This is a genomic window from Pedobacter frigiditerrae, from assembly GCF_032678705.1.
GTDB classification, from domain to species: domain Bacteria; phylum Bacteroidota; class Bacteroidia; order Sphingobacteriales; family Sphingobacteriaceae; genus Pedobacter; species Pedobacter frigiditerrae_A.
In genome coordinates, this window is record NZ_JAVTSS010000001.1 from 1,654,625 (window position 1) to 1,680,829 (window position 26,205).

Below are 26,205 nucleotides of genomic sequence, written 5' to 3' on the forward strand. Positions count from 1 at the left end.
CTAAAAATTTAATTATAAGGAAATTTTACCAGCCCGGATTTTGAACCACAAGCTTTGCTCTATCCATCTCGTATTGTCTAATTGGAAAGAAATATGATGCTGGGCTACGGAATAAATGTGTACTTGCCACTACTCTTTTATAGAAAGTATCATCATTTTTATTAACATCCATACCATGCATATCACCCATTACTTGGGCAGCAATTTTCCAACGTCTAACATCAAACCAACGATGTGATTCAAAGGCCAATTCAATTCTACGTTCTTGCCAAATACGAGAACGCATGGTTGCCTGATCTGAAGGAGCAGGTAAGTTTACACTGCCATATTGAGGTACACCAGCACGTTCGCGAATTTTATTAAGGTATATTAAAATATCTGCGTTGCCTGGAGAAAACTCATTAAGTGCTTCAACATAATTTAAATAAACCTCTGCTAACCTAAATAAACATAAAGTACGGGTTGCTCTAGTTCCATTACCTCCAGAACCATTATTTGTTGTTGGATTAACATTCTTCCTTACCAAGTAACCTGTTTTCGTAAAATCGGTTGCGTGTCCGTTTTTACCGCTTCCGCCTAAGAAAAAGAATGAAATTGGAGCTGCTGCACTCATGTTACCTCCTTGAAAAATGCTATTGTTATAAGTTACAGAAGCATAGAAACGAGGTTCACGATTTAAATACATGTTATAAACCTTAACGTTATTTACAGTTGTAAACCCTATTTCTGAATATAATGCAGATTCGGAAATTGTTTTACCATCGTTCATGAAATATGCGTCAACCTGCTCTTGTGTTACACCAAGTCCATTCCACCCCCCAGCTTGGCGAGGCATACTGTGTGTATCGTAATCTGCTAACTGATTTGTTTTTCTAGAGAATATCTGTTCTGAATTCCATTGCTGAGAAAATATGCCTTGATAAGATTTTATAGGGTCGTTACTTGCATCTTTATATAGGTTATAAAGACCAAGATCAATTACGGCTTTAGCAGCATCGGCAGCTCTTTTCCATTTTTGTGCATCGTATGTTTGATTGATAAGTACCTTTCCATCTTTGTTCTTGAAATTTGCAAAATCGGTATTACCATTAAATTCAGGACTTGCAGCATATAATAATAGCCTTGCTTTTACGGCCAGCGCCATACCAACTGTAGCACGACCAAATTCGTTATTACTTGGCTGACCATTGCTTGATGGAACATTTGGTAATACAGCGGCAGCTTTTTCTAATTCGCTAACCACGTAATTAACACATTCATCATAACTGCTACGTGGGAACTGCATTTCAGCCGATTCTATGTCAACTGGAATCTCCGTTTCGCCCATTAGTACCACTGGTCCGTATTGACGCATTAATAAGAAATAGTAATATGCCCTTAAAAAGCGTGCTTCAGCTTTGTATTGATCTATTAATTTTTGCCCATTCAATGCAAGTATCTCGGCATTTCCATCTATATGATTTAAGAAATAGGTTGCTGAACGGATACCCTTGTAATAATATCCCCATCTGTCGAACAAGGCATTACTAGCGCCGATGTTGCCAATATTTAAACTGTAATTAGCGTATTTAGACCAAGTAACATCAACTTCATCAGAATTCCCTTCCCAAGGAGTGTTTTCCCAGATGTTTGAGATATCGTCTACATAGCTGTATACATTTGCCAAAAATTGTTCAGATGGACCTTTCTTTTGAAACACCTGATTAATGGTAATCCTGTCATTGGGTACTTGATCAAGATATTTTTTACAGCCAGAGTTAAATAGTAATGTTATAGCAAACATTACCGTGCTGATTTTAATAATTTTATTTTTCATCTCTTTAAATTTATCCTAGGTTATTTAAATGTGGCTTTAATACCAAGATTATACGTTTTTAATAAAGGATAGTTAGCCCCTTTACCATCACCTAACTCAACATCCCATAACTTAAAGTCACTAGAAGTCCAAAGGTTATAACCAATAAAGTATATACTTAAGTTAGACATACCTGTTTTTTTAAGCCAGTTTGATTTTGCAAAATCATAGCTTAATTGAGCTGTTTGTAAGCGTAAAAAAGCTCCATTTCTAACCCACCAATCACTATTTGCATAGTTCATGTTATCGTTACCGTAAGTAAGTCTTGGATACATCGCATCTTGTCTAGGGTTTTCTGGTGTCCATCTATCAGTAATTTGTTTAAGTAAATTACCTCTTTCACCACCTTGACTAAATGGCTGTAAACCATCACCATTAAGACTGATATCTACATTACTAATTCCTTTAAACCATGCTGATATTGCGAAACCCTTATAGTTAATTGTTGGACCAAAACCATAAACGATTTCCGGTATGCTTCCATACCCAATTGGCCCTTGATCAAAACCATCAATTCTGCCATCGCCATTTAAATCTTTATATTTAATATCACCAGCTTTATTGGTTCCAGTTTGGTAAGGACTATTAGCCACATCGTCAGCACTTGTAAATAGACCTAAAGAAGTATAGCCAAAACGTTGCCCATATTTACGACCAATACGTTGTTGCCAAGGAAAAGGCCAAGGTGCATTTGCATCATTAATTACCATGGCTCTTGTCCAGGTTAACGATCCCCTAAAACCCAATTGCCAATCGTTACCAATACGTTTGTTATAATCAATAGTTCCTTCAACACCACGATTGTGAATTTCTCCTAAGTTTGCGAAAGGTAGTTTTCTAATACCTACAGACTCAGGTACATCTCCACGTTCGCGGAAAATACCGGTTCTATACTCTTGAAATACATCTGCTGTAATTGATAAGTCATTATTAAGCGTTTTAATCTCAAGACCAAGGTTTTGTTTAGTTGCTTTTTCCCAAGCTACACCTACAGCATAATCGCCAATATCATAACCAGTAATGTTTTGGTCTAGGCCATTACCAAATGAATAGTTACCATTACCACCATCAACTGTACCGATGTAAGCAAAACGACGACCACCAATGCTACTGTTACCCACTTGTCCCCAAGAATACCTGATTTTAGCAAACTGTATGATATTTTTTATTGGTTCAAAGAATTTTTCCTGAGATAATACCCATCCCACACTAAAAGCAGGGAAAAAACCAAAACGATCTCCAGGTGCAAATGTTTCTGAACCATTATAACCAAAGTTAATATCAGCAAGATATTTGTTATCATAAGCATAAGTAGCACGACCTGCAGCACCTAAGTAACGATATGGAATAGACGCAATAAAATCTCCTGCAAAGGCATCCACTCTATCTTGTGCATTAAAAATAGTCATTGCACCAACAGTATGTTTGCCGAAATTACGAGAATAATTGATCTGGGCTTCTGTAGAAAATTGTCTAGTACCACCATTGGTTCTGCCATAGCCAAGGAAACTCGTACCATTTGAAACCTTATCTAATACAAGAGCACCAGTAGTCGCATTACGACCCGAAGCTAAATAACCATCAACACTTTTAGTTCTTTGAATATTGTGTGAATTATAATTATCAAAAGAGAACATCGCAGTTGCAGACAGCCCTTTTAGTATCATTGCTAAATCTTGTGTTACCCTAATGTTACTCCATAATTGACTTCTAAATTCTGTAACATAACCAGTTTGAGTTAATAAAGTATATGGGTTGGCAATGTCACCTGTTCTTATTGCAGAATTTAAACCATTTGAATAAACTTTAGGGATCAAAATTGGAGGCATAATATAAGCAGAACCCCATATTGATTCATTTGAACTTCCAGGATAATTCCCGTTGCTGATCCAGCCTGATGCTCCAAAATCTACCTTAGTTGTTTTAGTAACATTAAGTGTAAGATTAGAAGTGAAATTGTACCTGGTAAATTTAATAGCAGAATTATAGCTTGCCAATTCATCGGTTTTAAATAGACCTTCTTCATCATAATATCCTAATGAAAGATAATATTGAGCATTTTCTGAGCCACCATTTGCATTTACTCTTGCCCTACGGTTTTGTCCGGTTTTGTTAAATAATTCATCAAACCAGTTTACATTAGGGTATAGATCTGGATCTACCCCTGAAGCAGTTTTGCTAATTCTATCAGCAGAATATTTTGGGTTTGGATCGGCTGGATTGCTGCTTTTATAGGCTTCGTTTGCAATTTGCAAATACGTAACCCCATCAGCAAATTCTGGAATATTAGTAAATTCCGTTACACCTTGATCATACTGTACATTTATAAGTGGCTTTCCTGTTTTACCTTTTTTAGTTTCAATAAGGATTACACCGTTTGCGCCACGCACACCATAAACTGCAGTAGCAGATGCATCTTTAAGAATACTAAAACTTGCGATATCCTCTGGGTCTATATTAGCAAACTCCCTTTGTACACCATCTACAAGTATCAATGGGCTACTACTGGTAAAAGTAGATATACCCCTGATATAAATTTCGGAGTTATCATAACCTGGTTGCCCACTACGTTGTACACCAATAACACCTGCAACACGACCAGCCAAAACGTTAGTAAGGTTGGCTACAGGCTGTTTTAAATCTTCGGCTTTTACTGTACTTATTGCACCAGATAAGGTTATCTTTTTCTGTTGTCCGTAAGCCACAATAACTGTTTCATCAAGTGTAGTAGAGGCTTCTTTAAGTGTTACATTGATTGTTTTACGTCCGTTTACAGCAACCTCTTGCGCAACAAAGCCAACATAAGAAAAAGTTAAGGTACCATTGCCATTTGCAATTCCAATAACATAAGTACCATCTGTATTTGTAGTAGATGAAGCTGTTCCTGTTTTTGATTTAACAGAAACTCCTGGTACTCCAGCTCCTGTTTCATCAGTTACCTTGCCAGTTATTTGAAATGTTTGGGCGAAAATTTCTGTTGCCGGAATTAAAAGTCCTAGCAACAGAACTAGTTTTAAAGCCAAAAAGAATTTCGGCTTGATGGGAAAATGTTTTCCACATCGAAAGAGAGTAAATTTTTTACACATTTTAGTTAGGTTTATTTAATATTTGGTTAGGTATTGTTGTTCTGAGCTTATTATCGTAGGTTTTTAATAATAAGCTCAGACTTATTTTAGGAGTTTATACTATCATGAATACCCTCCTTTCTCATGAATGTTATTAATCATATCTTATTATAATGGGATAATTATTTATGATTAGTTAATCTTAATTGGTAGCTAAAGGAGGTTGGTTTTGCATATACCATGTACTGTTCTAAAGGCTTTGGTCCACAGCCCCATGAACCAACACCCAAGGTTTTATGGCTAATGCAAAGCACTGTACCTTTGCTTTTTGGTAAATCTATTTGGTATTCTACTTTCTCTAATTCTTCATCGCTATATGGAAGGGCAGCCACCTGAAAGCGCTCATTTAAATGTTTCACGGTTAAACCTGGCCCTTTTGCGGAAGTTAGATTTGCCCAACTCACATCTTCATGATTTCCGCTTTCCATTGGCTTTTCGTAAGGTGTCATTTGTTTGTCTACACTACTGAAATAATGTCCAATGTCTGAACCGCTCTTTCTATCAGCATAGTTTTCCATTGGTCCTCTACCTAAATAGTCTATTTTATCTAAGTCTTTGGCTAAAAACATGCGAACACCAATTCGTGCCAGTATCAGTTTTGGGTTACTGAAATCAACATCATTCGTAACATTTATCACCCCACTTCCATAAATGGTATAAACTATGTTGTGATGAATGATAAAGTTCTCACTGCCATTCCCTGTTAGTTTCACATTAACCTCAACCTTACCTTGAGCAAGCTTGGTACTTTTAACTTCATCAACTGTCCACTTAATTGATTTTAAGCCATTTTTTTCCCAATCGCCATAAGCCCACATGTCATCTTTTCTATGTGGTGCACGCCATAAATGCAGCATCGGACCACCATTTTCTTGAAGAAGGTTAGTGCCATTTTTTTCAATCTTTGTAAATGTTCCTTTTTCTTTATTGAATTCTAATTTGAAATCACTACCTGTAATAACTGCAAAGTTTTTCGAATCATCCAAAGACAGATTGCCAGTAGCCAATTCCTCTGTCGCATTAGTATGTATCGGTAGTTCAAATTGTTGAGCAGCTACTTCATATCCTTTTTTTGCCCAATTTTTATCCTCGCTCAGCTGAAATGAAATTCTTAAAAAATATTCGGCACCTGGTTTTGCACTTACTTTAAAAGGTACTGTTAGCGCCTTATTTTCTCCTGGCTTAATTGTTCCCGTTAACAAGCTTCCTGTAGATATTATCTTTCCATCTTCACTTAATTCCCATTTTGCAGTTAGCGTATTGATATCTGTTACTTGATAACGGTTCTTGATGGTAATTTTTCCATTTGCCAGATCTAACGCTTGAATGGTAATCCATTGATAAGCATGTTTTAATTCTGGATAATGTGGCTTAAGTGATCTATCAGAAAACACTACACCTTTGTGAATGAAGTATTGATCGTTGGGATAATCTCCAAACCCTCCACCAAAGGCTGTAATTTGATGTTTTGAATCACGATTGTTGTAAACACCCTGGTCTTGCCATTCCCATATTGCTCCACCTAATAACGCAGGATATTTATCAAAAAGCTCATTGTAAATATCAACAGAACCCATAGAATTGAACATCGCATGCGCATATTCACATAGATAAAATGGCTTAGTTAGTGCTTCTTCATTAGCCCTTCTTTCTAAACTATATACATCGGTATACATTTGGCTATCTATATCAGCAGGGTTTCTGCTGCCAACACCAAAACCTTCATAATGTGTTGGTCTGGTAGGGTCAATATCCTTTATTGCTTTTAAAGCAGCTCTAAAATTTGTTCCGCCACTGCCATTTTCGTTACCCAAAGACCAAATGACAACAGATGCATGGTTTTTAAAATTTTCGGTATTGGCAACATTTCGATCAATGATAGCAGCTTTAATTCGTGGCTCTTCATTAAAATCGTTCATTGCACCATGACATTCCACGTTTGCCTCAGCAACCAAATAAAGTCCATACTCATCACACAGTTCGTACCATCTTGGATCATCTGAATAGTGGCTGGTACGCACATGATTACAGTTTGCTTGTTTAATCAGCAAAATATCTTTAATCATTTGTGCTTCGGTAATAGCATGACCGTTATCTGGCCAGTTTTCGTGGCGATTTACACCTTTTAATTTGATAGGTACTCCATTAACTGTAAACAAACGACCTTTAATCTCAATTTCTCGGAAACCTATTTTTGATGATAAAATTTCTAAAGAAGTACTGCCTTCTTTTAATGTGATAACTGCAGTGTAAAGTTTAGGTGTTTCTGCCGTCCATTTTTGAGGGCTATTTACATTGAATTTTAGCTCAACATTTACTTCCTCTCCTGGTTTTAAAGCAGGTACAATACCTTTAGCAGCCGAGCCAGTTACCAAAGTAGCACCATTGTATAATGTAGCAGCGATACTTCTAGCTTTAATGGCGGTTGTTCCGTAGTTTTTTACTTTAGTGTTTACCGTAACTGCTGCATTTTTGTATTGCTTGTCTAAATCAGTTTTAATAAAATAATCGCGAATATGTTGTTGTGGCGCACTCCATAAGGTTACATTTCTAAAAATGCCACTCATGCGCCACATGTCTTGATCTTCCAGGTAGCTACCAGATGTTAATCTATATACTTCAACCGCTAATACGTTTTTACCGGGTTTAACGTATTTGGTTAAATCAAACTCAGCAGCATTTCTACTGTTTACACTATAACCAACCTTTTTACCATTTACCCAAATAAAAAAACCTGCATCAACCCCATCAAATGTGATAAAGATTCGGCGACCTTGCCAATTTGCAGGAACCGTAAAATCTCTTCTATAACTACCTACCGGATTTCTTTCTTTAAAAGCAGTAAATTTTTCATTAGGAGTCGTCATGATCCTCGGAAAATCCTTTTTAAACGGATAATTGAAATTGGTATAAATTGGTGTGCCATAACCTTCCACTTCCATATTTGATGGCACCTTTATTTCTTTCCAACTCGAAACATCATAACTAGTTTTATAAAAATTAACCTGACGTTTTTGTGGCCAGTCTACCCAACTAAACTTCCACATTCCATTTAAGCTACGGCTAAAAGTAGAAGCATGTCTTTTGGCAACCAAGGCCTCAGTTAAAGAACCGTACGGCATCAACGTAGCGTGTGCTCGTTCTTTGTTTATGCCTATATTTTCAGGATCTTCAATTTCTTTTGGAACACTGGCTGTATCTGTAATTGATAAAAAGTTAGCAGTTTGAGATTGAGCCATGTTAGGCGCAATGTAACAGCTTGAAAAAATTAAGACAGTGATAATCTTCTGGATCTTTTTCTTTAAAAGATTTGGGTTCATAAATGCTTTTACTAAAAGGTTTTATTAAACTTGTATATGCTTACTATATTTTAGTTTGGCTATACATATTTTTGATTGGTACAAATAACCTTATATAATAGAATACACTGCTTACCATATCATACATGTTTTTTGACACACCGTACATATAATAAAAGTGAACAAGGTTTATTCAACTTATAAGATGATATTTACCTTCATGAACTTGTAATTTAAATAAGAGCTGTAGTTTGATAGGAGAAATTGATATCGCTACTTTAGGTTCTAAAAATATGATGCGTACAAACCAAATATGTTACCTTGAAAAATAGACTTTTTATTTACTTCATTTTATGCCTGTTTCTTACAGGATTCATTAACCTTAATGTTTTTGCGCAATCATATCCTTTTAAGTTTAATTACCTTACTGTTGATGAAGGATTATCCCATACTGATGCAAATGATGTAGCACAAGACAATAAAGGTTATGTATGGATAGCTACTTATTTTGGATTAAATAGATATGATGGCTACACCATCAAAAAATATTACAATAACAATCTTCCTTTAAAAAACGCTTTTAAAAACAGGATAAGTTGCTTATACCCCGATCAAGAGGGCAATATTTGGCTTGGAACGGAAGATGGCCTGCAACGATTTGACCCTAAATTCGAAAGTTATAATGATTTAATTGTAGCAAAGACCAATAATTCACCACGATTTTCGAAAATCATAAAACCAAAAGGCAATTACATCTATGGTATTTTAGGAACGTCCATTAGGATGTATTCAATTAATGGGCAATATTTAGAAGAACAAAAACTAAATGTTCCTTCAAATACAACTTTTTCTGACATAACTCTTTCCAAAAACGGCATATTGTATTTGGCAAGTAACAATGGAATTTGGACGTTAAACACTTCAAAAATTCTTAAAAAAGTAAATGTTGAGGGATTGGATGACGAAGATTTAAGATTTGTTTATTTAGATGATAAACATCATATACTTACCGCATCTAAAAACCAATTGTTTATAGCGATTAAAAAAACCACACAAACCATAACCATTGTCAAGCAATACACTTTTCCAAGTTCAAACGATTTAAAAGATGTTGTACAATCTGATAAAGGTGAATATTGGGTTAATAATGGACAAAGCCTTTTTAGATTAGATGATGAGCTAAACCTAATACAAACAATAAATATCAAAAGTCATCAGCTTAGTTTAAAGGCAAACAGATTAACTAAAACACTGATTGATCGCTCTGGGTGTTTATGGGTAGGTACTTTTGGAGGCGGAGTTCAATATTGTGATTTAAATCAGAAATTATTTTATACCCTTCAGCACGATCCAGAATTTAAAAATTCCTTATCAGGAAACCATGTACGCTCAATTCTGGCAGACGGCAATCAGCTTTGGATAGGAACAACAACAAGTGGGTTAAATCTTTATGATTTGGATACAAAAAAATTCACTGTTTATAATCCTCAAACTGCTATTGTAAAGTTGAAGAATGAAACCGTTACTTCAATGACACTTGATAATGACCGTAACTTATGGATTGGAAGTGAGGCTGGTATAGATATCTTAAAGCCAGGAAGAAGAGAACTATATGTTCCAGCAGGTTCAGACAAATTCCCTCGTTATGTGATCGAAACCTTAGTTAAGGATTATTTTGGCAACATTTGGTTTGGTAATCATACAGATAAGTTTGGGGTGATTTATAAAAAAAACGATGGCAGTTATGGTGTAAAATCCTACGGTGAAGGTTATTTTATTTTCCCCGATAATGATAAACCTCAAATATTTGTATCGAGTACCAATGGATTAAAACGTTTACTTATTGACAAGGAAGGTAACATTAGCAAAAGCTTTGAATACAGAGGCGGCACAAAACCCCTATCCTTAAGTTCTGATTACACCTACCCTATTAGTAAACAAAATGACAGCACCTATTGGATTGGCACTATTGGTGGTGGCTTAAACAGGTTAATCCTTAACTACAAAAACAATGCTTATACCATTAAACATTATGGTGGTAAATATGGTGTTTTTAATGATGTAGAAAGTTTAGAAATTGATGGGGATGGAAATATTTGGATGGGCGGAAACGGGTTGGATTTTCTTAACCCTAAAACTGAAAAACTAATCCGATACGATAAAAATGATGGTCTACAAGGCAATAGCTTTAAAGTTGGATCTTCATTTAAAGGTACCGATGGTAGATTGTATTTTGGAGGGATTAACGGCTTAAATTATTTCAATCCCAAAGAAATAAAACCAAATAAAATTGCTGCCAAACCTATATTAACTGATATATTAATTAATAATCAGAAACCAATTTATGAAACCGAAAACTCTTCAATTCAATCTCTTAGCAATGCCATAGGTTACTCAGATGAATTAGAAATTAACTATCAACAAAATAATTTCATCATCTATTTCTCGTCAATGCATTTTGCCAATCCCTCAAAATGCAAGTACCGTTATAAATTAGTTGGCTTTGATGAGGATTGGAAATTTACTGACGGCAACAATCCTAGTGCGTCTTATAGCAACCTCGATTTTAAAAGCTATAAATTCATGGTTCAGGCAACAAATAATGATGGCATCTGGAGCAATGACACGGCCGAAACAGCTATCATCATCACCCCCCCGTGGTGGAAATCAAATACAGCAAAAACTATTTATTTCTTTATTCTAATAGGTGGATTAGCAGGGATTTATATTCTTCAGGCACGCTGGTATCACTTAAAGAGAGAAATTGCAGTTAGAGAAGTGAATGAGAAAAAAAGAGAGGAAATGCATAAACAACGAGAAGAACTTTCGCAGCAACAACTTATGTTTTTCACTAACATTTCTCATGAATTTCGTACGCCTCTTACATTGATACTTGGCCCATTGGAAAATCTAATCAATGAAAATAAAAACTTAACGATAGATAATGCTTACCAGTTGATGTATAGAAATGCCAAACGCCTACTTAACTTAATTAGCGAGCTAATGAATTTTAAAAAGGTAGCAGATCAGGTCATCAATCTTCAAGTTCAACCAATCCCATTAGATCAGTTTTTTAAGAACTTTGCTAACGAATTTGAAGGTTTGGCAAAAGGTAAAAACATTGCCTTTAATGTTAAAAACCACACTGTCGCAAATGATTCTACTCCCTTAATTGGCACTTTCGACATTCAAATTTTAGAAAAAATACTTTTCAATCTTTTAAATAACTCATTTAAATACACCAATGAGGGTGGAAGTGTATCTTTTGAAATATTTACTGATATAGAAAATTTTCAACCTTTATTTTCAACAGAGTTTAAATTGTTAAACGACCAGCATAGGGCAAGAAAGTACGTTTACTTTTGCATTTCAGATACGGGTATAGGCATTTCTAGCGATACCATTACTCGAATTTTTGACCGTTATTATCGAATCAGCAAAGACCATTTAGGTTCGGGTATAGGTTTAGCCTTGGTTAAAAGCCTTACACAATTACATAAGGGGGATATTTACGTTTATAGTGAAAAAAATAAAGGCACTCAAATTACCATAGGCATACCATTGGGGGAAGAAAACTATATTGAAGATGAAAAATTACCTGCAACTCAAATCATTGAGGCTAAACTTGAGCCCGTTGATAATACCATCTTAATTCCTTTAGCTCAAAGTAAATCATCTTCCGAAGCTCAGCTTCCAAAAATTACCAAAAGTATACTCATTGTTGAGGATAACATCGAGTTGCGTGATTTCTTAAAAGAGCTCTTCGAAAAACAATATGTTATTTATGAAGCAGGAGATGGAAATTCGGCGATGGATATTGCCATAGAAAAAGTTCCAGACCTTATCATTAGCGATGTAATGATGCCCGGAATGAATGGCATAGAATTTTGCAAACTAGTTAAGGAAACTTTTGAAACTAGCCATATTCCATTTATCATCCTATCCGCTAAAGACGCTATAGATTCGAAAATTGAAGGAATGGAATCTGGTGCAGATTTCTATTTTGCAAAACCTTTAAGTACCGAACTTTTAGTGTTAACGGTACAGAATATATTTTTACAACGACAAAAATTAAAAGAAAGATACGCAGATAACTACTTAGCAGAGGCTACAGAATTAGTTCACTCAGAAAAAGATAAAGCTTTTGTTCATAAACTTTTAGAGGTAATTGAAAAGTATATTGAACTTCAAGATTTAGATGTAGAATTCTTGTGTAATCACCTCTTTATTAGCAGAACAAAACTATATCAAAAAATCAAAAGTGTTTCTAATCAATCTGTTGGAGAATTTGTAAGGACAGTTAGATTAAAAAAGGCTATCTATATCATGACCCATGAAGATGTGTCCATTTCTGAAGTTGCAGAACGTGTAGGTCTACAAAGTATCTCTAATTTTTCAAGAGCTTTTAAAAAGGAGTATGGAAAATCTCCATTACAATTTATCCAAGCTTTAAAAGAACAGGCATCTCATAAAATTTAATCCATCACACTTCAATATTGATAATTTATAACTGAACAAATCAATATAATAAATAAAAAAATGCCATGTTCATAGTATGCTGTAAACATATCATAAACATGGCATTAATTATTATAGTTATTAGTTCTCTACATCATATCTATGTAGAACAATCGATAGCTTTTAAAATCTTCCAGTTAATGATAAACCGTAAGTTTTAGGATTTCCTAAATGGGAAGCTCCAAAATCATATGCATAGTCCACATACCTGGTATCTGCGATATTTCTTCCCCAGAAAAACAAGTCAAATCTTTTATGAGAAAATCCAATTTTACCATTTAAAATGTCATATCCCTTTTGCTCAATTTTATTGCTCAAGTCAAAAAACTGATCACCGGTAAACGACCACTCTCCTCTTATAATTACGTTCAATTTTGATTTTTCATCTACCACATAATTATATTGCAAAGCTAGCATAGAAGTTAAATTAGGCGCAAATACTTGCCTATTTCCATTTAAGTTAACCATTTCTCCATTTTGTGGTAATTGTAAAGCAGTATATTTTGCTTCGTTAAAGCCAAAATTATAATCTACATTAAAACCTTTAACTGGTCTGGCATTTAATTCTACCTCAATACCCTTACTTGTTAGTTTTCCTGCGTTTCGCGTAATGGTAACTGCATCTGGCAAAATTAACACAGGTACTTGAGCCTGATCTAACCGAACATAAAAGGCAGCAACATTCAACACTAATCTATTGTCAAAAAATGTGTTTTTTGACCCTACTTCGTAGTTGTTGCTGTATTCGGGTTTATAGGAAATTAAAGGTAATACAGATGGATCAGAACCCAATTGTGTAAGGCCTCCTGATCTATACCCTTTACTGTAATTAGCATACACATGGTGATGATGATCAATGGCATAAGCTAAACTTACTTTAGGCGAAAAAGCTTTGAAATTTGCAGTAGCACTCGTATCATTCTGTGTTACCATTGGGTCCATTCCGTCCATGATAAATTCTCCTAAAGCTTGTTGCTTTTTATGCTCATAATCATAACGTAAACCTAAGGTGGCTGTTAATTTTGCTGTAAGTGAATAAGAGGCTTGTCCAAAAGCAGCTAAACCAAAACTTTTACTCGTATTTGTATTTAAACTCGTAAAGTTTGGAAATGGGGCACCTAACATGGCTGCATCAGCACCAAAATAGGTTCCTTGCTTAACAGGATTATGCTGATAAAAACCATAGGCACCTGCTAACCATTTTAACTTAGGTGATGTAGCGATTGGAGAGCTAAACTTAATTTCTTGTGTATACACTTGAACTTTGTTCCAATCTTTACCATAATTGTTAATGATTGACACACCATCTATTGGCGAAAAATCTCCATCAATAGGCTTTTTGTAAAATCTATAATTAGATTGATAAGCAGTTTGAGAACTAAAATTAACCGATTCACCTGAGTAGTTTGTAGACAAGGAAGCATTAAATAAGTTATCAACCATCTTGGTCTCTGCATTTTGATTGAGCTTAAAAGGATTTGCTAACGCATCTGCAATTGAGCCGACCAATGGGAAAGTCCCGTTATTTCTATTGTTGTTGTGTTTAACATTTAGCGTTAAAGCAAACTTCGAGCTAGCCTGAAACTTCAAGTAATAATTCCCCAAAAAGCCATTTAGTTTATCAAATTTTGAGTTGCTGAATTCATTAACGTAAAAGCCATCTTGTTTATTAAACTGTCCAGCTACGCCAAGAAATAACTTATCGTTTATTAAAGCAGTGCGAAGACCTAAACTATAGCGCTGCTGACCATAATTCCCAATGTCTATTCCAGCAAATCCTGTGGTGTAGTTTGTAGGTTGTTTGGTAATGATGTTTATTACACCCCCCATTGCATTTCTTCCATACAATGAACCTTGTGGCCCACGCAATACCTCAATCCTTTCTACATCAAATAAAGAAGCAATGTAAGTATCTAAGCTAAACTGGTTCACCCCATCTATGTAGGTAGCAACCGCAGGATCATAAGATGTAGTTCCTATACCTCTAATTGATGTTACATTTCTGCCATCACCTGGATTACTACTGTATAAATTAGGTATAATGGCGGCTAAATCACGTGTGTTTTGAATACGATAATCATTTACCTTTGTAGCAGATAGCGCCGAAATACTGAATGGAACATTTTGTACATTTTCATCTGTTTTTTGTGCTGAAACCGTTACCTCATCCAATTTTACATTTGCATCTTGTAAAACAACTGACAAGGCTTGAGCGTTACCTGTTACTGTTTTAAGTATGGTGGCATAACCTATAGCACTAAAACGCAAGGTTAAATTTCCAGAAGGTAAACCCTTAAGTTCAAAATCGCCAATTATGTTAGTTACAGCAGTTAAATTTGAATTTAAAACCTGGATGCTTACTACAGGAATTGGATGGTTTTCAGTATCCTTTACCGTTCCCGATAGTATATTTTTCTGTTGAGCATTTGCAACATAGGCAAATATGCAAAGGCATATCAACAACATTATTTTCTTCATTATTTTTCTTGTGCTTAAAAAAAAGAAAGGCTGGCGATTTCCGCCAACCATTTCATCTTACTAGTCCGACTATTAATCTATTTATCTAAGGAATTAATCCATGCAGCTATCTTTAATGCCTCAGCTTTTGTTACTTGAGGCATTGGGGCCATTTCTGTAGAATAACCTGGCCAATTTTGAGGTTGTGGATTACGAATCAATTGAAAAATCTTTTCGTTGCTATATTTACGTTTCGAGATATCGGTAAATGATGGCCCAACTTGTCTTTTTGTAGGGTTGTGACAAGCCAAGCAAGTATTTTTCATCAATAAACCTTCTACTTCTTTAAACGTAGGCACTTTTGCAACAACTGCTACTGGCGCTTTAACTGTTGAGGCTTTTATTGCTCCAGATTTTGTTACCGTAACTTTAGGAGTTATTGCTTTCTTAACAGGAGTAGTTGATTTTGGAGCTACTTCAGTTGCAGAGTTTTTTGTGCTCACTTCATTCAATGATAATTTAGTACCTGTTGGAATTTGGTTTAAAGTATAATAAGCCACAGGGTGGATTAAAGAGTGAAAAGCTGCTTGATCACGAATCCCATCCAATGTAAGTGTATGGATGTAGTATTGACGAAGATTTTGCACGATAATTCTAGCTTTTAAGCCATCTTCTGAAACCTTTACACCACTTATTTTCAATTTTTCTGTATTCACTGGTGGTGAACCATAAACTGGATGATATTTATAGATAAAGCTTTCTGCATTGTAAGAAGCTAAATCTTCTGCTGATTTACGATCTACGGGCTTGGTAAACTCAACCTCAAAACCATCAGGCATTGCTCTTACCGCTTTCATTTCAAAAGGCACTTGGTTGTTGTAAACTAATCGTTCTAAGCCTTCGTTTGCATCTCCTGCAGAACCCCAACCGCGATTTGTTTCGCCTACAAATAAAGATCCATCCTGCCCCCAGGCTAGTCTTAATACACCAGAACGAAAACCCTTTCTAAATAAAAAGGCTGCGCCTTGTTCTTCTCCATTCACTTTTTCTAAAAATACCCTAGAAATGATACTCATACCTTGGTCGCCAACTAGTATTTGACCTGCAAAAGGGCCAAATGTATTTTCGGGAATTTTAACGGGTTCTGCTGATGAAATACCAAGAATACCATAAGGAAGCCATACAGAAGGCAAACGTAGCTCTGGAAAGTCTTTTTTAGCTTCAAAAAGAGTTTTAAAGGTTTCATTCACCCTATTTTCTGGCTTGATGTATCTTCCTTGTGCATTTTTAATTCTTCGTTCATCCATTTTTGAATAGAAAAACTCTGATTGTAGCTTAACAGGAGAATCAAATCTATTACTCCATCTTAAACTTGCAGGATGCCCCATAAAATCTCCTTTTTTCACCATCCACAATCCGCCAGAACCTGCCCAGTCACCTTGATTTTCAGTAAAATAAAACTGATCATCAATCATTCCTATACCAGCTGGAGAACGAAATCCGGCGGCAAATGGAGTCATCTTTCCATCTTCAGTAATGTTCATTGCCCAACCACGCATTGGCACACGACTTTCGCCTCTCCACCATTCTTCATCACCAAAAGCAACGTTTGCCGTTACTAAAAAAGTACCGTCTGCGGCTAACTTAGGCCCAAATGAGTATTCGTGGTAGTGACCACTTAATGGCCATGCATAAATGGTTTCATATACATCTGCTTTACCATCCATGTTTTTATCAACCAACTTGGTTAACTCGCCACGTTGTGCCACATAAATAGCCCCATTTTTATAAGCAATTCCTAAAATCTCATGTAAACCCGTGGCAAATTTGCGAAAATAGGGTCTTAAACTTGTAGGGTTTTCAACGATATAAACCTCTCCTCTTCGTGTAGAAACCCCCAAATCGCCATTTGGCAAGGTTACCAAACCGCCAACCTCTAAAATTGGCCCTTCAGGCACACGAATTTTATTTATTTTGAAGAAATCTTCTTCCTTTGGTGTTTCTTGTGCAATAAGCGTTGAAAAACTCAAGCTTAAAGCCAAAAGTATAATTGTTTTAAATGTATATCTCATTTGTGTTGACCTTAAAATAAAATTGAATAATTCAATTTGCCACTGATTGGCAAAATCAGTTGTTTTTTACCATTTACCTCTCTAACAATAGGCTTTTGACCTTCTGTAAATTGTAAGTAAAACGATTTATCGTTTACTACATAAAGGTCTTTTGAAACTTCTTCGAAACTTGAAACCTCACCTAAAAGGAAATAAAGATCTTTTGCTGGTTGATCTAAAGTAATCTCACGGGTTAAACCACGGCCATCAGCCATGATTTTAATGGCATCAGTTACTTTCGTTCCATAGATGATATACTTAAATTCTGGACGATCTTGACTATCCATTACATAGCCTTTAGTACGAAAACCTGTTCCTGTTGTATCATTTACCCACTCACTTTGAGCCGTTGCTAATTTTGAAATAGCTAATAACGGTTTATTTGTAAATCTTGTAACGCTTCCCAGAGGACGAGATGTTCCGTTTCCACGGCCATCCCACATTGGCGTGGCATCAATAAAATCTCCGTGCCAACCATGAAGTAATGTTCCATTATCTAAATCGTAACTATAAGCAACTTGTTGCGGTCCGCCTACAGAAATTGCATGTACCGAGCGTACACCTGGCACAACATCTACAAAACTGCGAATCATTGTATTTACTGGCGCTTCAACATAAATTGGATCGCCACCACCCCCACCTCTACGACTTTGTTGAAGGCTTGCAGCAGGAACATCGGTAATGGATATATTTCTAAACGCTACAACATCCTGATCACCTTGCAAGCGCAATGGAGCAAGAGCCTTTTCTACACCTACACCACCACGCGTTGGACCAGTTAGTTCTACATTATCATGAATGGTTACCCCATTTAAGTCGACACTTATTAATCTTGCATTGGCAGTTTTATTGCCTGAAGCATCAAATTTAGGTGCTTGAAAAACTATCTTTAGGTGTTGCCATAGGCCTGGAGCCTTACTTGCATTTTGGCGAGGGGCATTACCAGAATAACCCCTTTCTCCCTCAGGCTTGGTATTGTCCCAACGTTCATGAGCTCCCCCATTGCTAGATGACACTGGATTAATTTTTGTCCAAGAATCTTCGATTTGGATTTCGTAATTTCCTTGCAAGTAAATGCCAGAATTTGCGCCCTTGGCCACTAAATAATCAAGTTCCAAAATCATGTCACCAAAAGCTTTGGCTGTATACAAATCAGTTCCTCTTGTTTTACTTGATGAGGTATTTAATAAAACACCCGTTCCTTTTAAACTTTTTACACTATTGGTTTCTGTTAAACTTGCATTTACATCGCTCACCAAAGACCAGGAACTTCCAGGATCTTTAAATGCCACTAAATCCGCAAGGCTAATTGCTCCTTGATCTTTTGTTTGCTGGCCAAACACCAATATGGTTCCTAACAACCATATAGAGCTTACCATGCCAATTTTTACAATACTACTTTTTATCATTTTATGTTATTTTAAGAGATGGGGTTTTTCGTTGTATATTTTCCAAAGGAACTCACCAAACAAGGTATTAGCCCAAGCAAACCAACTACGTGTAAAGTTTTTTGGATCATCCTTATGGAAGCTTTCATGCATGAATCCTTTTCCTGCATGGGTAGCCTTTAACATCGCAATGCATTTTTTTATCTCTGTATCACTAACGGAAGTCAAGCCTTGCATCGTAATCGCCATTGGCCAGATCATATCTGCACCAACGTGTGGACCACCCAATCCCGCTGCTGCAGTTCCCTTGAAGAAATAAGGGTTGTTGGTAGACAGGATGAATTTTCTAGTATTCTTGTAAATTGGGTCATCAACCTTTATGGCATCTAGGTATGGTAGCGACAACAAGCTTGGCACATTGCTGTCATCCATCATGTAGGCACTGCCAAAACCGTCAACCTCAAAGGCAAACATCTTTCCGAACTCGGGATGTTCTTTTGTTGCATATTTCTTTAATGCGGCATCAACCTCAGTTGCCAATGCCCTTAGCTTACCTGCAAGAACAGTATCATTCTGAAGGGCAGCCACCATTTCTGCCGCTTGCCTAAGGCTACTCACAGCGAAAAAGTTGGATGGGATCAAGAATGGATAAACCGTTGCATCATCACTGGGGCGAAAGGCCGAGCAGATCAATCCTACTGGCTTAACAGGAAAACCATAACCGTTCATTGGAAGCGAATCCGTAGGTTGTGTGGTCTGGCGTTGGAAGCGATATGGGCCTTTACTAGTTTTGCGTTGTTGTTCAGTGAAGGTTTGCAGCGTTGCTTCAATCGCTTTTTTCCAATTGGCGTCAAAAGGTACCTTATCCCCTGTTTTTTTCCAGTAGTTATAGGCAAGCCTGATTGGGTAGCACAAGGAATCAATTTCCCATTTGCGCTCATGAACACCTGGTTGCATTGCCGTCCTGTCACTTTTCCATTCTCCCACCTTGTTTGGATCGTTGTAAAAGGCATTTGCATAGGGATCTTTCAAGATATACTGTGTTTGGCGGTTGATGACACCCGCAATCAGGTCCTTAATCTTTTGCTCCTCATTCACGAACTGTAGATACGGCCAAACCTGTGCCGAGCTGTCTCTCATCCACATGGCATCAATGTCGCCTGTGATCACATAGGTGTCTGGCTTGCCATTTTTTAGGCCATAAGTCACCGTTGTATCCAATGTGTTTGGGAAACAGTTCTCGAATAGCCAGCCCAGTTCCTTGTCGGCAACATTTGCCTTGAAGGTCTCAATGGCCTTGTCCACAGCAACGCTTCTAAAGTGACGCTTTGCAGCCTCAACCCTAACCACTGGGAAATCTGGCAATGCCGCAAGCGACCATTTTGGCACCAGTAAACCTGCACCAAGCAGGCCTGTATTTTGTATAAATGTTCTTCTTTTCATATTATGTGTGATATATTGTTGGACATGTTTTATGCAAGTCTTAATTTCTTTCTTTTTTATTGGAATCTAAGTTCCAGCTACTTGCTGCACCAATAAGTGCTGCATACTCATTTAAAGCTGTCGCCTTAACAGTTGTATTAAGGTGAAAGGCTTCTAAATTGCCAATCAAGTGAGGTGCAAATAGGTTAAAGGACCTTGAAATATTCCCACCCAGCACAACAATCTCTGATTTATTGGCATTGATAAAGTCTACAAGGAAATGTCCCAATGCTCGGCCAAACTCGTTAAATACTTGCCTTGCAAAAGGATCTGTTTTTACAGCTGTAGCCAGTTCTTTAACTCCCTTTACTTCCTTTCCTGTTAATGTTTTGTACTTGTTCACGAACCAGCGAGTTGACAGGTAGTCTTCCGCTATACCTCCTAGGAAACTGGAGTTCCAGAGGTCGGCATCTCTTGCTATTCCGTTAACGGCAATGGCAGAGCCTAGTCCCGTGCCCAATGTTAATCCAAGGGCATTTTGGTATCCCTTTGCCGCACCGCAAAACACCTCGCCCTGCATAAACGCAGTGGCATCGTTCAGGAACCTGATATTGGATGGATTGATGGCCAATCTCTTAGCAAGTTCTTTCTTGATGTTTACTTGATATAATGCCTTGAATTTATCCTGGTCCTTAATTAAACAGATTCCATTTTCATAATCAAATGGGCCTGGAAAGGCAATACCTATATTTCTCTCGCTATTTTTAATATCGACAAGGGCATCATTTATTACGTTACACCACGCCGTAAAGATTTCTTCGGCACTTTGCCTAGAATCCACAGCAGTTCTTTTAATGGAATTCTGGATTACCGTTCCCTCTTCTAAATTCACCATTGCGGCCGTAATATGCGAGCCACCGATATCTACCCCTAAAGCAACAGATTTTTCCATTATTGATTGTTATTCCTTTTTAAATAAACAGGGGCTATTATAGCCCCTGTTCGCTTGTTAATTATTAATTGTATCCTGGGTTTTGAGCTAAATTTGCATTAAGTGTTCTTTGAACCTGAGGAATTGGGAACAATGTTCTAAAAGATTGTGAAGGTGTATGATCCCACCATGATGCTGTAGCAAATTTGCCAAAGCGAATAAGATCATCTCTTCTAAAGCCTTCGAAGATAAATTCTCTTCCTCTTTCGGCCAAAAACTCATCGTAAGTAAGTGTTGCGGCAGTATATGGAACAAAGTCTGCTGGAGCAAAAGCACGTTGTTTACAAGCATTAATTAAGGTTAAAGCCTCTGTATTAGCTACTCCTCCATTTTTGCGCATCAAAGCTTCTGCTTTTGCAAAATAAATCCAGGTTAACCTGTAAATGTTCCAATCTGTATTGTTATAGTTTGGATCAATTGGAACTGCAACACCATTTACAATACCTGGTACTGAGTTTCCAAGCTTGTATTTATTAAAACGCACACCACTGTTTTCTTCTCCTTCACTCATGGTAGAAACTGTAGAACCAATTTTGTTTTTACGAATATTATCTACAAAAACCACTTGTGAACCACTATACTCATTACCACCACTTGCTAAGTTTGGCTGACCATTATCAAACCTTACCATTGGACCTTCTAGCAACCATCCTCTTTTTCTTAAATCGCTATCGCTATAGGTTGTAAATACTCCTGGAATAACAACAACACCATCATTACCATTACGAGTACCACCATAAATTGGTCCTTGTTGGAAGTGATAGAACTCCCCTGTCCATGAGGGCTCAAACACTGCTAATTTATATTCGTAAGCAATTGCGAATATGGCTTCTTTAGATAAATCATTAGTACTTTTAAATTGATCAAAAATATTAGGATCTAAAGCCATTGCACCATTCTGACCTCCAGCTGCGCCTGAGATTAATTTATCGGCAGCTGCAATACAATCGTCCCAACGTGCAGTACCTGTCCATACTTCTGCATTTAAGTATAATTCAACTAGCATTGCATAGCCACCTGCTTGACTCATTCTTCCTGTCATTGCCTTTGAGTGTAATGGTGCTTTTGCAATATTATCTTTGATCTCTTTTTCAATAAAATTGAATACATCTTTTCTAGCAACAGTTGCAGGTTTAGCTGGAGTACCCACCTTAGTAACGATAGGAATGTTACCAAATAGGTCCATTAACTTTAAGTAGTGAAATGCCCTAAGCAATTTCAGCTCTGCGATGTAGGCATCTTTTTCTACTTGTGTGATTCCCATTTTAGAAATGTCTCTTTTTTCTAGATTTTCAATTGGGTCATTACACAATCCCATACCCCAGAACATTAGTGACCATGCATTATTTAATGGTCCATCATCACTTAACCAAGTATGGTAATGTAGTCGTTTCCACTTACCCCCATCTTCACCATGTTTACCTTTTGTTGGCCAAGCCAATTGGTCGCCAGAAAGTTCTGAAGGACGCCACCAGCCATCTTGTCCTGAGGGAGTTGCCCAAGCATTTGCGTGCGTATAAGGCCTTAGCACAGCTGATAGTACTTCGTTTTTGTTATTATAAAAATTATCAGATATTAACTGATCATATACGTTTTCGTCTAGTTTGGTGCAACTATTCATCAATAGCATTGGTGCAGCAACTAAACAAGTCAGAATTATTTTACTATATGTTTTCATTATCTTAATTATTAAAAGCCAAAATTAACACCGAACAAAAATTGTCTCGTACTTGGGTAAGGACTTCTTGAATCGATACCTGGGCCTAAACCTGTATCAGAAACAAAGTCTGGATCATTACCAGTATAACCTGTAATTGTCCATAAGTTTTGACCAGTTACATAAGCCCTTAAATTTCTAACTCCTTTTAATTTAAAGGTATATCCTAGCGTTACCTCATCCACTTTCAAGAAACTTCCTCTCTCTAAATAGTAATCTGAGTACATATAAGTATCCTTAATGGCAGCATATTTGGTAAATGTGCTATTTAACAGGTTTGTTCCAGCACCATTTTTATTACCATAAGAGATGGCCATGGTATTCAAGATATCGTAATCTAGTTTACTTCTTAAAAACACCCTCAAATCAAATGCTTTATACCTAAAGTTGTTAGTTAAAGACAAGTAATATTTAGGAATTGCATTTCCAATTACTGCTAAATCTGTTTGATCTCTAAAGGTTGAAGTATTAATTTGAGCATTAGGAACTACTTCATTATTCCTGTTATAGAATGTCCATTTTCCATCAGCTGTAAAACCCGCAAAACGCTTACCCCAAAACTCACCTAAGTCTCTTCCTTCGTAAGTACGAATGGCGTCACCCAAAGCGCCAAAGCCACCAATGCCACCAAAAGTTTTTAAATCTCTTTTGTATTCATCATTTGAATAGCGATCAAGTCTATTTTTAGTTGTACTACCTGTAAAATCGATATCCCAAGTGAAGTTTTCATTTTTTACCGCTAAATAACTTAAAGTAATCTCTATACCTTTTGCAGAAATTGTACCTACGTTTGTATTGATAGAACTTACAATAAAAGGAGGTTGTGGAGAAGTGTAAGTATCTAACAAATCTTTTGTTACCCGATTATATAATTCAATTGATCCTGATAGCTTATTGTCAAGAACTGTAAAATCGATACCTAAGTTGGTTTCTTTTTTTCTTTCCCATCTAATATTTGGGTTCGGATTTCTATTTGGTCCATAAGTTTGCAAATACTCTCCAGTTGGGAATAAATAAATACCACCACCACCTAGGGTAACCAGTGAAGCATAGTTAGCAAAACCAGAGTTCCCTGTTTCGCCATATCCTAATCTAACTTTCAAATTATTTACCCACCTTACATCTTTCATGAAATTCTCTTGCGTAACATTCCACGCACCAGAAACAGCAGGGAATGTTGCCCATTTATTGTTAGCTCCAAATCTTGATGAACCTTCTCTTCTTATGGTAGCTGTTAAGATATATTTATCATCATAAGAATAAAAACCCCTTGCGAAACCTGCAATTAAAGTATTGTCATTTTTATTACTACCAATACCTATTCTGTTTACCACAACAGGTACACTACCCATGTTATTATCTTCGAATAAATCGTTTACGTAACCACGGTTGTTTGCATTAAAACCTTCGTTAACTTCATAACGGTACATGTACCCTGCAAGACCAGAAACTTTATGCTTTCCAAAAGATTTAGAATAATCTAATGTTGGCTCAATGTTAAAATTCTGACTTAAACCAGTAGCTCTAGCTGCATAACCGCCACCAGGCGCATTCGAATCTTCTAAAGAGTTCTGACTGTTTTTATCTCTATATTCACTAGAAATTGTCCAATCACGTTGGTGAGCACCGAAAACAGATCCTGTTAATCCAGGAAAAATTTCTAAGGTTAATTTACCATCAACTGATGAAGTTTGTTGTTGCAACTTGTTTTTCTCTAAAGAAAGTCTAGCAATTTCATTCGTAATGGTACGTGTAAATAAAGGAGAACCATCAGGTTTAAAGTATGATTCGGTTGGGTTTTTAGTTAATACGTTTTCCCAACCGCCACCACCTAATCGGTTTGCATTGTTAAAGTTAGCTGCTACGTTAAACTGAGCTGTAAGTTTATCTTTTAATCCACGTTGTGTTAAACTTAAACGTAAACCATACTCCTTTCTGGCATTTTCTTTGGCAAAACCTTGAATATCCCTGTAGTTTCCACTCACCCTATAGTTAGCGTTTTGCGAACCTCCAGAAACTGCCAAATTATGGTTATGCGATAAATTATCATCATTAATTAAATCATTGAAATAATTAAAATCACCTCCTAAATCTGGAATTACGTATTCACCACTTTTAATTCTTTCCCTTAATTGGGTTGCACTCATGAAGTCAGGTCTTTTAACCAAACGCTCTGTTCGCACGTAAGAATTGTAATCGAACCTAGAAGGACCAACTTTACCTTTTTTAGTGGTGATGATAATTACACCAGCATTGGCTCTTGTACCATAAATAGCAGCTGCCGAACCATCTTTTAAGATACTAAACGATTCAATGTCATCTTGTTGAAGAAGGTCTAAGTTTCCTCCTGGAATACCATCTATAATAATTAATGGAGATTGAGATCCTGAGATAGAGGTTACACCACGCAATTGGATGCTTACCCCTGAGTTAGGATTTGTACCTCCTGTTCTCGTTACTTGTAAACCAGCCACTTTACCAATAAGTAAATCCATTGGATTTCTAGAGCCACTCTGTCTAAAACCAGAAGAATCAACTTTAGTAACTGCCGAAGAAATCTGGTCTTTGTTTAGGGATCCGTAACCTATTACCACAACTTGATTTAAATTGGTAGAATCACTAAGCAGTTTAATAGATAAGGTAGTATTGCTACCTACTTTAACCTCTTGAGTTTTAAAACCAATAAAGGTAAATTGAAGTACATCGTTTTCGCTATTGGTTTCGATGCTGAACCTTCCGTTAGCGTCAGTTACCGTAGTTTTACCTGTCGCTAGGTTTTTAACACCGACCCCTCCTGTGGGTGTATTGGTGTCATCAACAACGATACCCGTAACTGTTTTGCGCATTTGATCTCGCTGCAATAATCTTTTAATTTTCAAGGATTCTGTGTATAATGTACCATCAGAATGCATTGAAAACACAGAGGTACTGAGCAAAACACTCGCACAGAGCCCTGTAATTTTGAGTAAATTAGTTTTCATTAGCCGTTTTTTGTTTAATATTTGGTATAGGTTATCTGTATTCAGGTTATAAGAAGTTCTAATCTTATGTTTTGGATGAAAATTTGAGACTGACGGGCTGAAAAATTGGGGCTTTAAATAATTTACATAGGCTAGTTTTAGGATGGGCCTGCTCCATCACATTGAGAATTAAACTATTCATACTTTTTTGGTTAGTAACTAGTAAAACGTTTTACTAATTGGTACAAATAACATTAATAATGCTCTAATATTGGATGTCAAATCGTACATATTTTTTGACACAGCGTACATATTTTTGTGCTTATCGATCTAATTCTTAATCACACAAATAACATAAATAA

General features: G+C 36.5%; 11 protein-coding genes. 1 reads left to right on the forward strand and 10 read right to left on the reverse strand.

Features of this window, described 5'->3' with window-relative positions; translation table 11 throughout:
* Positions 1–25: 25 nt before the first annotated feature.
* From R2Q59_RS06645 to R2Q59_RS06655, 3 genes are all read right to left on the reverse strand, one after another.
* Positions 26–1,816 (reverse strand): RagB/SusD family nutrient uptake outer membrane protein, encoded by a 1,791-nt coding sequence (locus R2Q59_RS06645; protein WP_316767131.1) that lies wholly within the window; start codon positions 1,814–1,816, stop codon positions 26–28.
* A 20-nt stretch (positions 1,817–1,836) separates the two neighbouring features.
* On the reverse strand, positions 1,837–4,857 hold the full coding sequence (locus tag R2Q59_RS06650; RefSeq protein ID WP_316784603.1) for a TonB-dependent receptor: 3,021 nt from the start codon (positions 4,855–4,857) through the stop codon (positions 1,837–1,839).
* Between the two features lie 245 nt (positions 4,858–5,102).
* The gene (locus tag R2Q59_RS06655) at positions 5,103–8,219 is read right to left on the reverse strand and encodes a glycoside hydrolase family 2 TIM barrel-domain containing protein (RefSeq protein ID WP_316784605.1); all 3,117 of its coding nucleotides are present in this window, start codon (positions 8,217–8,219) and stop codon (positions 5,103–5,105) included.
* Positions 8,220–8,600: 381 nt separating this feature from the next.
* Here R2Q59_RS06655 and R2Q59_RS06660 point away from each other — a divergent pair, with 381 nt between their 5' ends.
* On the forward strand, positions 8,601–12,758 hold the full coding sequence (locus R2Q59_RS06660) for a two-component regulator propeller domain-containing protein (protein WP_316784607.1): 4,158 nt from the start codon (positions 8,601–8,603) through the stop codon (positions 12,756–12,758).
* Positions 12,759–12,920: 162 nt separating this feature from the next.
* Here the strand turns inward: R2Q59_RS06660 and R2Q59_RS06665 are convergent, their stop codons facing one another.
* From R2Q59_RS06665 to R2Q59_RS06695, 7 genes are all read right to left on the reverse strand, one after another.
* Entirely contained in the window at positions 12,921–15,275 is a 2,355-nt protein-coding gene (locus R2Q59_RS06665) for a TonB-dependent receptor (protein WP_316784610.1), read from the reverse strand.
* 77 nt (positions 15,276–15,352) lie between these two features.
* Entirely contained in the window at positions 15,353–17,326 is a 1,974-nt protein-coding gene (locus tag R2Q59_RS06670; protein ID WP_316784611.1) for a c-type cytochrome, read from the reverse strand.
* An 11-nt stretch (positions 17,327–17,337) separates the two neighbouring features.
* A complete protein-coding gene (locus R2Q59_RS06675; RefSeq protein ID WP_316784613.1) occupies positions 17,338–18,774 on the reverse strand; it encodes a DUF1080 domain-containing protein in 1,437 nt (478 codons plus the stop codon).
* Between the two features lie 6 nt (positions 18,775–18,780).
* Positions 18,781–20,196 carry a glycoside hydrolase family 125 protein gene (locus tag R2Q59_RS06680; RefSeq protein WP_316767144.1) on the reverse strand — a complete coding sequence of 472 codons (1,416 nt, stop codon included), beginning with the start codon at positions 20,194–20,196 and terminating at the stop codon, positions 18,781–18,783.
* Between the two features lie 40 nt (positions 20,197–20,236).
* Entirely contained in the window at positions 20,237–21,127 is an 891-nt protein-coding gene (locus tag R2Q59_RS06685) for an ROK family protein (protein ID WP_316784615.1), read from the reverse strand.
* Between the two features lie 64 nt (positions 21,128–21,191).
* Positions 21,192–22,844, reverse strand: coding sequence for a RagB/SusD family nutrient uptake outer membrane protein (locus R2Q59_RS06690; protein WP_316784617.1), 1,653 nt, complete (start codon positions 22,842–22,844; stop codon positions 21,192–21,194).
* 11 nt (positions 22,845–22,855) lie between these two features.
* Complete coding sequence (locus R2Q59_RS06695; protein WP_316784621.1) at positions 22,856–25,864, reverse strand: SusC/RagA family TonB-linked outer membrane protein; 3,009 nt, start codon at positions 25,862–25,864, stop codon at positions 22,856–22,858.
* Positions 25,865–26,205 lie beyond the last annotated feature (341 nt).

Coding starts and splice junctions, on each gene's coding strand:
- R2Q59_RS06645 (WP_316767131.1), bottom strand. CDS start 1,816: ATGAAAAATAAAATTATTAAAATCAGCACGGTAATGTTTGCTATAACA.
- R2Q59_RS06655 (WP_316784605.1), bottom strand. CDS start 8,219: ATGGCTCAATCTCAAACTGCTAACTTTTTATCAATTACAGATACAGCC.
- R2Q59_RS06665 (WP_316784610.1), bottom strand. CDS start 15,275: ATGAAGAAAATAATGTTGTTGATATGCCTTTGCATATTTGCCTATGTT.
- R2Q59_RS06670 (WP_316784611.1), bottom strand. CDS start 17,326: ATGAGATATACATTTAAAACAATTATACTTTTGGCTTTAAGCTTGAGT.
- R2Q59_RS06675 (WP_316784613.1), bottom strand. CDS start 18,774: ATGATAAAAAGTAGTATTGTAAAAATTGGCATGGTAAGCTCTATATGG.
- R2Q59_RS06680 (WP_316767144.1), bottom strand. CDS start 20,196: ATGAAAAGAAGAACATTTATACAAAATACAGGCCTGCTTGGTGCAGGT.
- R2Q59_RS06685 (WP_316784615.1), bottom strand. CDS start 21,127: ATGGAAAAATCTGTTGCTTTAGGGGTAGATATCGGTGGCTCGCATATT.
- R2Q59_RS06690 (WP_316784617.1), bottom strand. CDS start 22,844: ATGAAAACATATAGTAAAATAATTCTGACTTGTTTAGTTGCTGCACCA.
- R2Q59_RS06695 (WP_316784621.1), bottom strand. CDS start 25,864: ATGAAAACTAATTTACTCAAAATTACAGGGCTCTGTGCGAGTGTTTTG.